The following is a 14,230-nucleotide window of genomic DNA, read 5'->3' as shown; positions in this document are numbered from 1 at the left end:
CGCGCGGATAGACTCGCGTGAGCCGTCGGCCCCCATAGCCCAATCGGCAGAGGCAGCCGACTTAAAATCGGCACAGTCAGGGTTCGAGTCCCTGTGGGGGCACCCAGCGCGGCCCCGCGGCTCACGCCCGGGTGATGACGTCCCTTCCGGCGGGCCCGGGACCGGCCTCCTGGGCGACGATCACGTGGTCGAGGGAGCCGCCGTCGGAGCCGCCCTGGCCGTCGGGCCGGTTCAGCCACCAGGATGCGAGGGCGATCGCGGCGGCGAGCAGCACGATGCCGAGGATGACCAGCACGATCCGGCCCCGCCCGCGGGACGGGGCGCCGACGAACCCGCCGCGGTACTCGCCCGAGGACTGCCCGAACGAACCCCGTGGGCCGGGTGCGGGCCGTTGCTGGTAGAGCGGGCGCTGGGCCGGTGGCGTGGCTCCCGGTGCGCCGTAGCCGTACGGGGCCGCCGGGGGCGGCGGCACCACCGGTGCGACCGGATCCGCCGACGGCACCCGGCCGGCCGGGTGCGGCGGTGTGGACTCGCGCCGCGGTGGGGTGGGGAGCGGTCCGGGACCGGTCGGAGCCTGGCCGGGCGGCGGCACTTCCTCGCCGGGCGCGAGCGTCAGGTGGCCCTCGGGCACCGGCATCCGCACCACCTCGTGCCTGGCTCGCGGCCGCACCCGGGTCTCACCGGGGTCCGGGGGCTCCGGTGCCGGGGTCGCTCCCTTCGGCACCTCGAGCGGGGTGACCTCGTGGCCGAGTTCGCGCTGCACGTCCTGCAACGCCCGACCCATCTCGATCGAACTGTCGAAGCGCGCGTCCGGGTCGTAGGACAGACCGCGGCGCAGCAGCGCACGCAGTGAGCCGGGCACGTCGGGACGTTGCATCTGCGCCACGAAACCGGTCGTGATGCGCCCGGTCAGGTGCGAGGCTCCGTTCGGGCCACCCGGCACCTCGTGCGGGGACCGGCCCTCCAACAGCGAGTACAACGTGGCGGCGAGCGCGTACCGGTCCGAGCGGGTGTCCGACGTGGGCGGCTCGGCGAGGGTCTCGGGGGCTGCCCAGGGCAGGCTCAGCCCGATGGAGTCCGACGCCTCGACGGAGGGTCCGCCGACCGTGGCGTACACCTGGGCCCGCGCGACGGTGGCGCCGGGGAAGTCCTCGTCGATCGTGGAGATCCCGAAGTCCGAGAGCACCGGCACGCCGTACTCGGTCAGCAGGATGTTCGCCGGTTTGATGTCGCGATGGACGATCCCGGCGCGGTGCGCCGCCTCGAGGGCGCCGCTCAGGCGTACCCCGAGCGTCAGCACGTCCTTCACCGACAGCGGGAAGTTCCGGTAGTGCTCCCCGAGGCTGCCACCCGAGCAGTACTCCATCACCAGGTACGGCTGGCCGTCGCCGTCCACGTCCGAGGAGTAGATCGAGGCGATGTTGGTGTGGTTGGACAGCCGGGCCATGAGATTGGCCTCGGCGCTGAACTGGCGTCGGCTGCCGTCGGTGAGTGCGTCGGTTCGGAGCACCTTGATCGCCACGTCCCGGCGTGGCATGAGCTGCTCGTACAGGTAGACGTCGGAGAAACCGCCGTGCCCGATCGGATACTTGTACACGTAGCCGGGGATCTCGGGAGGTGGTGGAGTCCGCTGCTCGGTCATGTACCTCCCCCGGGAACTTGTCTGTCGTCTCGAACCGGCCGACGGACGGACTACATTGGCCTCGCGCGTCCGCCGGCGACGCGTCCGATCATATGGGGGAGAGCGCCGATGGGTCGCAGGGGCAGGTCGCACTCCCGCACTGTGGGCCGCCCCACGCGGATCGGCGCGCACCGCGGGCGCCGCGCGGTCCCCATGATCCTGGCCGCCGCGGTGCTCGCCGCACTCGCGACACTGAGCGGCTGCGCGAACTCGCCGGCCGTCACGCTCGGCCCCGCGCCCAGCCCGGCCGTCGACCCGGACGGCGCGGCCGCCGACCTGCAGACCCTGCTGACGGAGTTGTACGGCGCATTCCTGATCGGGGATCCCGACGCGACCACCATCATCTCGGCGGACGCCACCGGCACCGTCGCCGTCGCGGAACTGGACGAGGCACTCTCCCTCGGCGGCCAGGTGGAGGCCTTCGCGGCCGCGACCGGCGCGGAACTGGCCCACCTCGCCGAGCAGTCGCCGCGAACGCCGACCGGCGTGCGCATCGAGGTCACCGACGCCACGGTCGTCGGCACGGAGCACGACCGGCCGGTCGCCACCGTCGACCTGGTCACCACCATCACCCAACGCGGCGGGGCCACCCGTGAGGCCGAGGTCGAGTTCCTGGTCGGCTGGGGCGCGGACGGGCTGACGGCGGTGTGGGCCGTCGAGCGTGACGGCACCGACGTGGTCAGGGACTCCGGTGCCGGGCTGGGGTCACCGACCGGGGCCGTGGACCGGTTCCTGAGGCTGGCCCTGAACGAGGAATGGGAGGCGCTCGAGCAGTTCAGCGGAGGCGTCAACGCGAGCGACACCGAACTGGCCGTGTTCGCCTCGGTGGCCGCGGCCGCGGGCCGTCACTACGTGCTCGAACTGCCGCAGGAGCGGGCCGGTGATACCCACGTCGTGTACATCGTGGGCGACTCGAACCAGGTGATCGGCAGGTTCGACGTGGTCCTGGGCGAGGACCCGCGGGTGGTCTACTTCCCGACGGCCTGAGCGGGGGAGTCGAGCGAGACCACCATCGTCGCGGCGTTCTGGTTGCGTCCGACCTCGACGAAGCCGAGCGAGGAGTACAGCCGCATCGCCGGGTTGCCGTCCTCGACGCTCAGGCTGATCCTGCGGATGCCCTGGTCCCGCGCCCGGTTCATCAAGGAACGGACCAGACCGGTGCCGATGCCGCGGCCGCGCTGGTGCGGCACGACCGCCATCGACAACTCCGGCACGTCCTCGGCGACGAAGCCGTAACCGGGGTTCCGGGCCGGGAACTGACGCAGCCACGCGGCGCCGATCGGTATCTGCAGGCCACTTGGGCCGGCCAGGTCGACGGCGATCACGCCGATGTCCCCGGCCCGCTGCCAGCCGGCCACATACAGCGAGGTCGACTTGTCCTTCAGGATCTGCTTGCGGGTGAACCGCTCCTCGCCGCTCCAGTTGAACGCCTCGAGGAGCATGTCCACAAGGAACTCGGAGTCCTCAGGACCGGCCTCGCGCACACCCACCGGTCCCCGCCGGGACTCCTCACTCATCGATGTCCTTCCGCAACTGCCACTCGGTTTCTGATCAGGCGGGACGGATCAAGCCGGTCTCGTAGGCGTAGACAACTGCCTGGACGCGATCGCGCAGCCCCAGTTTCGCCAGCACTTTACCTACATGAGTCTTGACTGTCGCCTCCGACACGAACAGTCGTTCGGCGATCTCCCCGTTGGACAGGCCCTCGGCGATGGCCAGGAGCACCTCGTGTTCGCGATGGGTGAGCTCCGAGAGGGGCCCGGCGGCGGCGCCGGCGGCGGCCGTGGGGGAGTCGGAGGCGGACCCCTCCGGCATCTGGGTGGCGAACATCTCGAGCATTCGCCGCGTGATCCGGGGGGAGACCACGGCGTCCCCGGAGGCCACGGTTCGGATCGCGGCGACGAGCTCGGCCGGCTCGGTGTCCTTGAGCAGGAACCCACTCGCACCGGCGCGCAGTCCCGCGAACGCGTACTCGTCGAGGTCGAACGTGGTGAGGATGATCACTTTCGTGTCCGGGTGCTCGGCGACGATGGTCGTGGTCGCCTCGATGCCGTTCACGCCCGGCATCCGGACGTCCATGAGCACCACGTCCGGGCGGAGCGAGCGGGTCATACCGACCCCGGCTGCGCCGTCGGATGCCTCCCCGACGACCGTGATGTCGTCCTCCGCCTCGAGGACGAGGCGGAACCCCATCCGCAGCAGCGACTGGTCGTCGACCAGCAGCACCGAGATCCCCGTCATGACTCCTCGTCCTTCCGCTCGAAGTGCAGCACGGCGCGTAGCCGCCAGCCGCCCGCGTCGGGGCCCGCTTCCACGGTCCCGTCGTAGACGGCGGCACGCTCGCGCATCCCGACCAACCCCTTGCCGCTGCCGGCCGGTCCCGCCTGGCCGCTTCCGGCATCATTGCGCACGCTGACCGTGACCGCGTTGTCGCGTCGCGCGATCGTGGCCGAGATGTAGGAGGCGCCCGGGGCGTGCCGGAGCACGTTGGTCAGGCCCTCCTGGACGATCCGGTACACGGTCAGCTGCAGCCCGGCGTCGTCGGGGAGGGCCGGGCCGGTGAACGTCAGGTGCACCGGCAGCCCGGTGGCGCGGAACCTCGCCACCAGGTCGCTCAGCGCGGGGGCGCCCGGTTGTGGGGCCATCGGCAGCGCACCGGAGTCGCGGTCGGAACCGGCCTGACCGGCCTGACCGGCCTGAGCGGTTCGGTCGGCCTGAGCGGTTCGGTCGGCCTGATCGGCACCCGGGGCCGATGCTCCCGGCCTCCCGGACGGATCCGATGGCTCGGCCGGGGTCCGTTCCATCGGGTCCTCACGGAGCACGCCGAGGATGCGGCGCATGTCCGCCAGGGCGGCCCGGCCGGTGCCGGACAGCTCCCGCAGCGCCTCGGCGCTGCGCTCCGGTGCCTTGTTCAGGCTGGCGCCGGCGCCGTCGGCGAGCGCGATCATGACGGACAGGCTGTGCGCGACGACGTCGTGCATCTCCCGGGCGATCCGGGTGCGCTCGGCGGCGGCGGCGAGCAGTTCCCGCTGGTCGCGCTCGAGCGCGAGCTGGTTGGCCCGGTCGAGCAGCCGCTGCAGGTGATCGCGCCGGCTCCGCACGCTCGCACCGATCGCGAGGCCGACCAGGGTGAAGCCGGCCACCAGCACCATGCTCACGATGGCGAACTGGAACTCGGAGACCGGCTCGATCTCCATGGGGTCCTCGGGCCGGCTCCAGAGCAGCAGTGCGGAGGAGGTCGCCACGTTGACGCAGATCAGGGTGAGCCACGCGACCCGCGGCGGGCGCAGGGTGGCCACCGCATAGCACCCGAACGCGAGCGCGAGTTCGAACCCGCCGGTGCCACCGGTCAGGCCGACGCTCAGCGTGCTCAGCGCCGTCAGGATCGCCACGCAGAGCAGCGGCCGGCTCCGGCGCCACAGCAGCGTCGCGCCGCCCACCAGGACCAGCGCCCCGTACAACGCCCACTGGGCCACGAAGGCCCCTGTGACCAGGCCCGGGATCACGAACCAGGCCACCAGGAGCCAGTCCATGGCAACCGGGTGGGTCACGAAGAAGCGCCGGAGCGGCCCGAGCCGGCGGGCATGCAGCTCGGTGAACGGAGCGTCCACGGTCGCGGGCGTAACCGAAGGCGCCGGCGGGATCGCTCCCGCCGGCGCCTTCCCTCGCTCGGTGCTCAGGCGTCCCTCCTACGCAGCAGCACCGCGGCGGCCACCAATGCGGCGACCACCCAGATCATGAGCACTCCGAAGCCCTCCCAGGGGGTCAGCACCGCGCCGACCTGCTCGCCGGTGATGATCCGCTCGCCGGCCGCACCCAACAGGTACGGGGAGATGTCCTGGATCCACTGGACCTGGATCGTGCCGAGAATGGGCAGCAGCAGGAGCATCCCGAGGACGGCCGCGATGCCGGCCGCAGCGTGCCGCAGCAGCGTGCCGATCCCGAAGGCGAACAGGGCGATCGCGGTCATGTACAGAGGTACGCCGAGCAGACTCTGCAGGCTGGCGGAGTCGCTCAGGTCCACCTGGAGGTCGTAGGTGGAGAGCATCGGCGTGGTGACCAGGACCGAGATCGCCACTCCGACGGCGCCGAGCACGAAGGAGGTGAGCGCGACGATGGCGCCCTTGGCGGCCATCACCGGCAGCCGGGTGGGCACCGCCGTGAGCGTGGACTTGATCTGCCCGGTGGAGTACTCACCGGTGATGATCAGCACGCCGAGAACGGCCACGACGATCTGACCGAAGTAGTAGCCGGTCGCGGCCACGCTGGTGCCGATGACGGTGCCCGTGCCTCCGAGGCTGGCCTCCCCTCCCATGGCCTCAGGGTTCTGGACGATCTGAGTCATGCCGAAGCCCATCAGCAGGCTGAAGCCGACCATGACCGCGACGGTCACGATCGCCACCCAGACGGTCGAGCGCAGGCTGATGAACTTGATCCACTCCGAGCGCAGGATGCGCCCGAAGGTCAGGTGGTGGCCGTTCGCGGCCGTGGGGGTCGCGGGCACGACGGTGGCGGTGGCGGCGGTCATCGGTTCGCCCCTTCGGTCTCGGCGACGACGGCGGGAGCGGTCTCCTCGCCGGCGCCGTGGGAGTGGTACTCCACGTCGTCTGCGGTCAGGGTCATGTAGGCCTCCTCGAGGGAGGCGCGCAGCGGGGTCAGCTCGTGCAGGACGAACCCACCGGCGGCGGCCGCCTCACCGATCTGCTGGGCGCTCAGTCCGTGCACCTCGAGCAGGGACGGTTCGACGGAGGTGACGGTGACGTCCGCGCCCTGCAGCCGGGACACGAGATCCTCGGCCTGGGGGGAGCGGACCCGCACGCTCGACTTGGTCACGGCGTCGATCACGTCCTGCACGGCCCCGGCGGTGATGATGCGCCCGCGCCCGATCACGATGAGCTCGTCGGCGGTGATCGCCATCTCGCTCATCAGGTGCGAGGAGAGGAACACGGTCCGACCCTCGTCGGCGAGGTAGCGCACCATCGTGCGGACCCACTTCACGCCCTCGGGGTCGAGACCGTTGACCGGCTCGTCGAGGATCAGGGTGCGCGGGTCGCCGAGCATCGCCGCGGCGATCCCGAGACGCTGGCCCATCCCGAGGGAGAAGCCGCCCACGCGCTTGCCGGCCACCGCGGCCAGGCCGGTCATGTCGATGACCTCCTGGACCCGGGCCTTGGAGATGCCGTGGGTCGCGGCGAGTCCCCGCAGGTGGTTCGTGGCGCTGCGGCCGGAGTGCACGGCCTTCGCCTCGAGCAGCGCCCCGACCTCGCGCAACGGGGCCTTGTGCTGGACGTAGGGCTTGCCGTTGACGGTCACGGAACCGTGCGTGGGCCGGTCCAGGCCGACGATCATCCGCATGGTCGTGGACTTCCCGGCACCGTTGGGTCCCAGGAACCCGGTCACCCGGCCGGGATTGACGGTGAAGGAGATGTCATTGACGGCGGTCTTGTCGCCGTACTTCTTGGTCAGGCCGTGGGCCTCGATCATCGGGCCAGCCTCGCTTCCAGGTCGACGTGTGTGGTGCTGGCACCAACGCTAGGACCTCGCCGGTGCCCTGCCCACCTGCGCCAGACGGATCTTGTCGGCCTCCGGCCTCGGCCCCTCGGGTGAGGCTCTCATCCGATCGGTGGAGACCGGGAACACCGCTGCGGTTGTGCGCGTTCTACAGCGTGGAACCATCTTCGGATCTCCCGCCGTCCCGCCGGTGGTGTGCCCCTAGGATGGGAGATGACGGCCCACGCACGCCGGCCGGCGGCGACGACCGGGTGGCGCGACCTTCGGAGGCAAGGCATGGCAAACCCCTTCTTCACGAACTCCGCGGAGTTCGGTAAGAGCAAGCCCAACCAACCACCGGTGAACCCGTACGGCCAGGCCGGATACCCGGGTCAGCCGGGCCAGCACGGTTACGGCCAGCAGCCGTACGGTGCGACGGCGACCCAGGGTTACGACCCGCAGTTCGCGGGGATCGAGCAGTCCTACTACGGCCCGGATGCCGGCCCGGCACAGACCGGCCGGCTCACCTACGACGACGTGATCGTGAAGACGGCGGGCGTGCTCGCCGTCGTCATCGGCGTGGCCGTCGCGGCCTGGTTCGCGGTTCCGGTCGAGATGCGCATGCCGGTCATGTTCATCGGCCTCATCGGCGGGTTCGTCCTCGGGCTCGTCAACGCGTTCAAGCGCGAGCCGAGCCCGGCGCTGATCATCGCCTACGCGGCCTTCGAGGGCGCGTTCCTCGGGATGATCTCCGGGGTCTTCGAGACCATGTGGCCCGGCATCGTGGTGCAGGCGGTCCTCGCCACGTTCGTCACGTTCGCCGTGACCCTCGCCCTGTTCAAGAGCGGCAAGGTCCGGGTCACCCCGAAGTTCACCCGGTTCCTGCTCATCGCCGGAGCCTCCTACCTGGTGTTCTCCCTGGTCAACCTCGGCCTGATGTGGTTCGGCGGGATGGACGGCTTCGGCCTGCGCAGCGTGGAGATCATGGGGATCCCGCTCGGCCTGGTCATCGGCCTGTTCGCGGTGGTCCTGGCCGCCATGAACCTGATCTGGGACTTCGACTCGATCAGCAAGGGCATCCAGAACGGCGCCCCGGCGAAGATGGCCTGGTCCGCGGCGTTCGGGATCACGATCACGCTCGTGTGGCTCTACCTGGAGTTCCTGCGGATCCTCGCGATCCTGCGCGGCGACTGATCAGGACCTGGTCGGCGAACGGCGCGTCACCCCGGCTCGGGGAGGCGCGCCGTTCGCGTTCCGGCGGTCGTGACGGGCACCACTACGGTAAGCGCATGCCGCTCTTCGACCTGCCACTCGCGCAGCTTGCCGACTACCGTCCCGAGATCGCCGAACCGGCGGATCTCGACGAGTTCTGGGCGGGCACGCTGGCCCAGGCCCGCACCAGCACGGCGACCGTCGAGGTGGCGCCGGTGGACTCCGGGCTGCGGCACGTCGAGGTCTTCGACGTGACCTTCCCGGGTTTCGGCGGCCACCCGATCAAGGCCTGGTACGCCCGGCCGGCAGGGGTCGCGCAGGACCTGCCCGTCATCGTGAACTACCTCGGCTACAGCGGCGGGCGGGGCCTGGCCCACGAGGTGTCCCTGTTCCCGGCCGCCGGGTACGCGTACCTGCGGATGGACACCCGTGGGCAGGGGTACCGCGGCGACGGCGGCCAGACCCCGGACCCGGTCGGCAGTGGCCCGGCGACCCCGGGGTTCCTCACCCGCGGCATCGGTGACCCGGCGGACTACTACTACCGGCGCCTGTTCACCGACGCCGCCCGCGCCGTCGATGCGGCCCGCACCCTGCCCGGCGTCGACCCGGCTCGAGTCGTGGTCTCCGGTGGCAGCCAGGGTGGGGGCATCGCGACGGCGGCCGCGGCCCTGGTCCCGGACGTCGCCGGTGCGCTCATCGACGTGCCGTTCCTGCAACACTTCCGCCGCGCCGTCGAGATCACGGGGTCGACGCCCTATGCCGAGCTCACCGCCTACCTCGCCGTGCACCGGACGTCGGCCGACCGGGTCTGGGAGACCCTGTCCTACTTCGACGGCGTGAACCTCGCGAAGCGGGCCCAGGCGCCCGCCCTGTACTCGGTGGCGCTGATGGACCAGGTGTGTCCGCCGTCGACCGTCTATGCCGCCTACCACGCCTACGGTGCCCTGGCCCCGGCGGGCTCGGTCGTCGACAAGCAGATCGAGGTCTACCCCTACAACGGACACGAAGGTGGCGGCGGCTACCAGGTGCAGCGCCAGCTGCGCTGGCTCTCCGGCCTCCTCGGATGAGGCCACCCGCCCAGGCGACCTGCGCCGTCGGGCGTTTAGGCTGATCTCGATCATCGACACCGAAACTGCGAAAGAGGATCCATGACTGACGCCACCCTGCCCACGGCCACCGGCTCGTTCGGTGACAAGCCGGCGCTGAGCTTTCCCGAGAACGCCGCACCCGCCGAGCTCGCCGTCCAGGTACTCAGCCCGGGCGACGGCCCGCTCGTGGAGGCCGGCCAGACGATCGACGTCAACTACCTCGGCCAGATCTGGGGCGGCGGCATCTTCGACAACTCCTACGACCGCGGGTCCTCCATCCAGTTCCCGATCGGCGTCGGCGCGGTCATCGCCGGGTGGGACAACTCCCTCGTCGGCCAGCCCATCGGCTCCCGCGTGCTCGTCTCGATCCCCCCGCACGACGGCTACGGCCCGAACGGGATGCCCCGCGCGGGCATCAAGGGCACCGACACGCTCGTGTTCGTGGTGGACATCCTCGGCGCCTCCTGACGCCCCCGGGGCAGCGAACGGGCCCGCCCGGACCTCGATGGTCCGGACGGGCCCGTTCGACGTCCTGTGCCTACCTCCGGCCTACTTCCGCAGGCCCACCCGGCGCAGCAGGCGACCGGCCCGGGAGCGGAGCCGGTGCGGCAGCGACACCACCGGGGCCGCCGCCGCGTGGTCGGTGACCGGCCGCGGCTCCGCGCCCGAGTCCTCGCCGCGGACGAGGATGACCAGGGCCTGCGGGAACAGCACGTTCGCGGGCACCCACTCTACGATCCGGAAGCCGGCGCCGCCCCAGACCCGCTCGACGTACGCGGGAGGCGCCGCGGCCCAGCCGTAGTAGTCGCCCGTGCGCACCTCGCCGCCACCGCTGCCGGCGTATTGGATCTCGCCCCGTTCGAAGCCGGCGCGGGCCGCGTCGACGTCCTCGAACGTCGTCGCGAGCGACGTCGCGAACTCGTCCGCCTCGCCGGCCTCCACGGCGGCCCGGGCACCGGCCACCTGGCCCATGAACGCCCCGTCCAGGACCGTGATCGCCGCGACTCCGCCGGGCCGCACCAGCCGCGCGAACTCCAGCGCCCACGCCTCGTGCGCCGGCCCGGACAGGTGCGAGAAGACGCTGAAGGCCACCGCGAGGTCGAACGCCCCGCGACCGAGCACGGTGGGCGGGAAGGGGTCCACGGTCATGGCATTGACCCCGGGCAGGGTGACATTGACCAGCGTCGTCATCTCCGGGTCCACGTCGAGGGCGTGGATGTGGGTCGGCGCGCTCCGGCCCAGCAGGAACCGGGAGATCCGGCCCCAGCCGGACCCGAAGTCGATGATGCGCGTCGCGTCACCGACACCGGAACCGGTGTGCTTGACGGCCATCTCGTCGACGACCTTCACGAACGTCTCGGCCTCGCTGTAGGCGGCCTCGTAGGAGAGCCCTACGAACTTCTGCTGGATCTCCTGGGGCGGGTTCGGGGGCGTCCCGGCGTCGACGTCGATCGCCTCCGGAAGGGCCTCGAGGGATGGCGCGGAGGCGAACCTCAGCACCCTGTCGGAGTGGGCGGAGTCTGCCACGTGGGGCCGGGCCTTTCCTCGTCGACGAGTGTTGGCGTCAGAGTAGTCCGTACCCCCACCCGGTGACCGGCGCTTCGGCACGTCGGCGGTGCGGCTGCGCGGGCCGTAGTCTGAGGGCCGGAACGCAGGAGGGACACCATGTCGAACGATGAGCGCAGCGCTGCTGACGAGCCTGCGGTCGAGCACGGCTCCGAATCCGTCCCGGCGGTGCCGGGCGACGGCGCTGGGTCGAACGACCCGGCCGGGGACACTCCGGCCGACGTGAGGAAGCCGGTGACGAAGAACTACACCGGTCCGGTACCGCCGGCGGTGACCGCGACGGCCGCCTGGTCCTGGCGCCTGATCGTCATCGTGGCCGCGGTCGCCCTGGTCGCCTTCGCCCTGGTCCAGGTCAAGACCGTGGTGATCCCGGTGTTGGTGGCCGCCCTGCTGACGTCGCTGCTGTCCCCGGTGACGAACTGGCTGCACCGGCGGGTCGGGCTGCCGCGGGTCCTGGCCGTCGTCGGGACGTTGCTGCTCGTGGTGCTGGTGCTGGGAGGGCTGCTGACGCTCGCCGGCACCTCGCTCGTGCGGGGGTTCTCCGACCTCGCCGAGACCGCCTGGGACGGGATCGAGACCGGGATCGCCTGGCTGAGTTCCGGGCCGCTCGGTCTCAGTGAGGAGACCATCAACTCCTACCTCGCCACGCTCCAGGACCAGCTGTCCTCGAACATCGACTCGATCCTCTCCGGCGCCGTGTCGGTGACCACGTCCGTGGGGCACGTGCTCGCCGGGGCGCTGATCGCCATGTTCTGCCTGTTCTTCTTCCTGAAGGAGGGCGAGACGATCTGGGGCTGGATCGTGCGCCTCTTCCCGCGGGTCGCCCGCGACCGGGTCTCCGGGGCCGGGATCCGGGGCTGGGTCAGCCTGAGCGTGTACGCACGCACCCAGATCGTGGTGGCGTTCATCGACGGCGTCGGCATCGGGCTGGGTGCCTGGCTCCTCGGCGTGCCGCTCGCCCTGCCTCTCGGGGTGCTGGTCTTCCTCGGTTCGTTCATCCCGATCGTCGGCGCGGTGCTCACCGGCGCCGTCGCGGTGGCGGTCGCGCTCGTGGACCAGGGACCGTTCCGGGCCCTGATCATGTTGGCCGTCGTGCTCGGTGTGCAGCAGCTCGAGAGCCACCTGTTCCAGCCGATGCTGATGAGCCGGGCCCTGAAGCTGCACCCCGTGGCGGTGCTGCTCGCCGTCGCGACCGGCACCCTGATCGGCGGGATCGTCGGGGCACTCTTCGCGGTGCCGGTCGTCGCCGTCGTGAACGCGGTGATGAACTTCCTCTACCATCCGACCCGTGACGATCCGGCCCTCCTCAAGGAGCCGGCGACGACATGAGGAGCGGCAGGTGACGGTCGACCTCGAGCGGATCCGCGGGGCCGCGGCCGAGCTCGAGGGGGTGATCCAGCGGACGCCGGTCCAGTACAGCGGGGCGCTGAGCGCGATCGCGGGCACCGAGGTCTGGTTGAAGTGCGAGAACCTGCAGACCGGTGGGTCCTTCAAGATCCGAGGCGCCTACACCCGCATGAGCAGGCTGGCTCCGGACCAGAAGGCCGCCGGGGTGCTCGCGGCCAGCGCGGGCAACCACGCCCAGGGCGTCGCCCTCGCCGCACGCCTGCTCGGGATCCCGGCCACGATCTACATGCCCGTCGGGGCGGCGTTGCCGAAACTCGCCGCGACCCGCGGCTACGGCGCCGAGGTACGCCTGCACGGCGCCACCGTGGGGGAGGCGCTCGTCGAAGCCCTGGCGGAGGCCGGTCGGACCGGCCGAGAGGTCATCCACCCGTTCGATCACGAAGACATCGTGACCGGTCAGGCCACGATCGCCCTGGAGATCGCCGAGCAGGTCCCGTCGGTGCGCACCGTGCTGGTACCCACCGGCGGCGGCGGGCTGCTCGCCGGCGTCGCGACCGCCCTGCACGGGGTCCTCGGCACCGACATTGAAGTGGTGGGGGTCCAGGCCGAGGGGGCGGCCGCGTATCCGGGCTCCATCAGCGCCGGCCACCCGGTCGCGCTCGCCACGATGAAGACGATGGCGGACGGGATCGCGATCGGCGAGCCCGGGCGGATCCCGCTCGAGATCGTCCGCCGCGAGGTGCGGCAGGTCGACCTGGTCAGCGAGGAGGACCTGAACCGGGCGATGCTGCTGCTCGCCGAACGTGCCAAGCTCGTGGTGGAACCGTCCGGGGCGGCCGGCGTCGCGGACCTGCTGGCCCGGCCCGGCGCGCATGAGGGACCGATCGTCGTGATCCTCTCCGGAGGCAACATCGACCCGCTGGTCCTGATGAAGGTGCTCCAGCACGGCATGGTGGCCGCCGGCAGGTACCTGCAGGTCCACGTGCGGGTCCAGGACACCCCGGGCCACCTCGCCGGGCTCCTGCGGGAACTGGCCGGCCTCGGCGCGAACGTCCTGGACGTGGCGCACGTGCGCACCGCGGCCGGCCTCGCGGTCGACGAGGTGGACATCGCCGTCGAGTGTGAGACCAAGGGTCCCGAGCACTGCACCGATGTGGTGCGCGAGCTCACCGAGCGCGGCTACCGGGTGCGGCAGGGCTGACGCCGGACCCGGCAGCGGCCGCACAACGCGGCTGCCCGCCGGACCGGATGGTCTGGCGGGCAGCGGGCGTGATCGGGTCGGACCCGGTGGCGGATCAGCCGGCGAAGGGCTTGGCCTTGGTGATCTTCACCTTGACGGTCGCGCCGTTCGGGGTCTTGTACTCGACGGTCTCCCCGGTCTTGTGGCCGAGGATCGCGCTGCCGAGCGGCGAGCTGGCCGAGTAGACATCCAGATCGGTGTCGCCGGCGACCTCGCGGGAACCGAGGAGGAAGGTCATCTTCTCGCCGCCGACCGTGGCCGTGACCACCATGCCGGGCTCGACGATGCCGTCGTCGGCCGGGGGCTCCCCGACCTGGGCGCCGCGCAGCAGCTCGTCGAGCTGGCGGATCCGGGCCTCCTGCTTCGCCTGCTCCTCGCGAGCGGCGTGGTAGCCACCGTTCTCCTTGAGGTCGCCCTCCTCGCGAGCCGATTCGATCTTGTCGGCGATCTCGGTCCGTCCCTCGCCCACGAGGTGGTCGTATTCGGCCTTGAGACGGTCGTAACTGTCCTGCGTCAGCCACGTGGTTTCGGACACGGTTCCTCCTTCATCTACAGTCGAGCCCCAGAGCGTGACCGCGATCGGTCACAAGCGGGCGAGTCTCCATT

General features: G+C 71.2%; 14 protein-coding genes and 1 tRNA gene. 7 read left to right on the top strand and 8 right to left on the bottom strand.

Annotated elements, in window-relative coordinates:
* The first annotated feature begins 28 nt into the window (after positions 1 to 28).
* Positions 29 to 102, top strand: a tRNA-Leu gene (locus tag EXU48_RS10830).
* A gap of 19 nt (positions 103 to 121) precedes the next feature.
* Here EXU48_RS10830 and EXU48_RS10825 read toward each other — a convergent pair.
* Entirely contained in the window at positions 122 to 1,642 is a 1,521-nt protein-coding gene (locus tag EXU48_RS10825; RefSeq protein ID WP_133107677.1) for a serine/threonine-protein kinase, read from the bottom strand.
* Positions 1,643 to 1,783: 141 nt separating this feature from the next.
* On the opposite strand from EXU48_RS10825, the gene EXU48_RS10820 reads away from it, so the two are divergent.
* On the top strand, positions 1,784 to 2,668 hold the full coding sequence (locus EXU48_RS10820) for a hypothetical protein (protein ID WP_133107676.1): 885 nt from the start codon (positions 1,784 to 1,786) through the stop codon (positions 2,666 to 2,668).
* On the opposite strand, the gene EXU48_RS10815 is transcribed toward EXU48_RS10820, so the two are convergent.
* The 5 genes from EXU48_RS10815 to EXU48_RS10795 form a co-directional block, all read right to left on the bottom strand.
* A complete protein-coding gene (locus EXU48_RS10815; RefSeq protein ID WP_133107675.1) occupies positions 2,650 to 3,198 on the bottom strand; it encodes a GNAT family N-acetyltransferase in 549 nt (182 codons plus the stop codon). The two genes, EXU48_RS10820 and EXU48_RS10815, sit on opposite strands and share 19 nt — an antisense overlap.
* Positions 3,199 to 3,232: 34 nt before the next feature.
* The gene (locus EXU48_RS10810) at positions 3,233 to 3,922 is read right to left on the bottom strand and encodes a response regulator (protein ID WP_133107674.1); all 690 of its coding nucleotides are present in this window, start codon (positions 3,920 to 3,922) and stop codon (positions 3,233 to 3,235) included.
* Entirely contained in the window at positions 3,919 to 5,292 is a 1,374-nt protein-coding gene (locus EXU48_RS10805; protein ID WP_133107673.1) for a sensor histidine kinase, read from the bottom strand. The genes EXU48_RS10810 and EXU48_RS10805 overlap by 4 nt, the downstream gene beginning before the upstream one ends.
* 65 nt (positions 5,293 to 5,357) lie before the next feature.
* Positions 5,358 to 6,209, bottom strand: a complete 852-nt coding sequence (locus EXU48_RS10800; protein WP_133107672.1) for an ABC transporter permease — start codon at positions 6,207 to 6,209, stop codon at positions 5,358 to 5,360.
* Positions 6,206 to 7,165: an ABC transporter ATP-binding protein gene (locus EXU48_RS10795; RefSeq protein WP_133107671.1), complete on the bottom strand. Its 960-nt coding sequence runs from the start codon at positions 7,163 to 7,165 to the stop codon at positions 6,206 to 6,208. Before EXU48_RS10795 ends, EXU48_RS10800 begins: the two co-directional genes overlap by 4 nt.
* A gap of 303 nt (positions 7,166 to 7,468) precedes the next feature.
* Here EXU48_RS10795 and EXU48_RS10790 point away from each other — a divergent pair, with 303 nt between their 5' ends.
* The 3 genes from EXU48_RS10790 (at position 7,469) to EXU48_RS10780 (ending at position 9,939) form a co-directional block, all read left to right on the top strand.
* Complete coding sequence (locus tag EXU48_RS10790; RefSeq protein ID WP_133107670.1) at positions 7,469 to 8,365, top strand: Bax inhibitor-1/YccA family protein; 897 nt, start codon at positions 7,469 to 7,471, stop codon at positions 8,363 to 8,365.
* A 95-nt stretch (positions 8,366 to 8,460) separates the two neighbouring features.
* A complete protein-coding gene (locus EXU48_RS10785) occupies positions 8,461 to 9,450 on the top strand; it encodes an acetylxylan esterase (RefSeq protein ID WP_133107669.1) in 990 nt (329 codons plus the stop codon).
* An 81-nt stretch (positions 9,451 to 9,531) separates the two neighbouring features.
* Positions 9,532 to 9,939, top strand: coding sequence for an FKBP-type peptidyl-prolyl cis-trans isomerase (locus EXU48_RS10780; RefSeq protein WP_133107668.1), 408 nt, complete (start codon positions 9,532 to 9,534; stop codon positions 9,937 to 9,939).
* A gap of 81 nt (positions 9,940 to 10,020) precedes the next feature.
* Here the strand turns inward: EXU48_RS10780 and EXU48_RS10775 are convergent, their stop codons facing one another.
* Positions 10,021 to 10,998: a class I SAM-dependent methyltransferase gene (locus EXU48_RS10775; protein WP_133107667.1), complete on the bottom strand. Its 978-nt coding sequence runs from the start codon at positions 10,996 to 10,998 to the stop codon at positions 10,021 to 10,023.
* A gap of 138 nt (positions 10,999 to 11,136) precedes the next feature.
* Between EXU48_RS10775 and EXU48_RS10770 the strand changes: the two genes are divergently transcribed.
* Complete coding sequence (locus tag EXU48_RS10770) at positions 11,137 to 12,366, top strand: AI-2E family transporter (RefSeq protein ID WP_133107666.1); 1,230 nt, start codon at positions 11,137 to 11,139, stop codon at positions 12,364 to 12,366.
* A gap of 10 nt (positions 12,367 to 12,376) precedes the next feature.
* A complete protein-coding gene (gene ilvA, locus EXU48_RS10765) occupies positions 12,377 to 13,585 on the top strand; it encodes a threonine ammonia-lyase (RefSeq protein WP_133107665.1) in 1,209 nt (402 codons plus the stop codon).
* 94 nt (positions 13,586 to 13,679) lie between these two features.
* On the opposite strand, the gene greA is transcribed toward ilvA, so the two are convergent.
* Complete coding sequence (gene greA / locus EXU48_RS10760) at positions 13,680 to 14,159, bottom strand: transcription elongation factor GreA (RefSeq protein WP_133107664.1); 480 nt, start codon at positions 14,157 to 14,159, stop codon at positions 13,680 to 13,682.
* Positions 14,160 to 14,230: the final 71 nt, after the last annotated feature.

Origin of the sequence: Occultella glacieicola (assembly GCF_004353825.1) — a bacterium.
Classification (GTDB): Bacteria; Actinomycetota; Actinomycetes; order Actinomycetales; family Beutenbergiaceae; genus Occultella; species Occultella glacieicola.
Note: the sequence above shows the minus strand (reverse complement) of the source record. Positions and strands in the feature narration are given on the sequence as shown.

Bases quoted from the DNA above. Each gene is read 5' to 3' on its own strand.
- EXU48_RS10825 (WP_133107677.1), bottom strand. From the start codon at position 1,642: ATGACCGAGCAGCGGACTCCACCACCTCCCGAGATCCCCGGCTACGTG.
- EXU48_RS10815 (WP_133107675.1), bottom strand. From the start codon at position 3,198: ATGAGTGAGGAGTCCCGGCGGGGACCGGTGGGTGTGCGCGAGGCCGGT.
- EXU48_RS10810 (WP_133107674.1), bottom strand. From the start codon at position 3,922: ATGACGGGGATCTCGGTGCTGCTGGTCGACGACCAGTCGCTGCTGCGG.
- EXU48_RS10800 (WP_133107672.1), bottom strand. From the start codon at position 6,209: ATGACCGCCGCCACCGCCACCGTCGTGCCCGCGACCCCCACGGCCGCG.
- EXU48_RS10795 (WP_133107671.1), bottom strand. From the start codon at position 7,165: ATGATCGAGGCCCACGGCCTGACCAAGAAGTACGGCGACAAGACCGCC.
- EXU48_RS10790 (WP_133107670.1), top strand. From the start codon at position 7,469: ATGGCAAACCCCTTCTTCACGAACTCCGCGGAGTTCGGTAAGAGCAAG.
- EXU48_RS10785 (WP_133107669.1), top strand. From the start codon at position 8,461: ATGCCGCTCTTCGACCTGCCACTCGCGCAGCTTGCCGACTACCGTCCC.
- EXU48_RS10780 (WP_133107668.1), top strand. From the start codon at position 9,532: ATGACTGACGCCACCCTGCCCACGGCCACCGGCTCGTTCGGTGACAAG.
- EXU48_RS10770 (WP_133107666.1), top strand. From the start codon at position 11,137: ATGTCGAACGATGAGCGCAGCGCTGCTGACGAGCCTGCGGTCGAGCAC.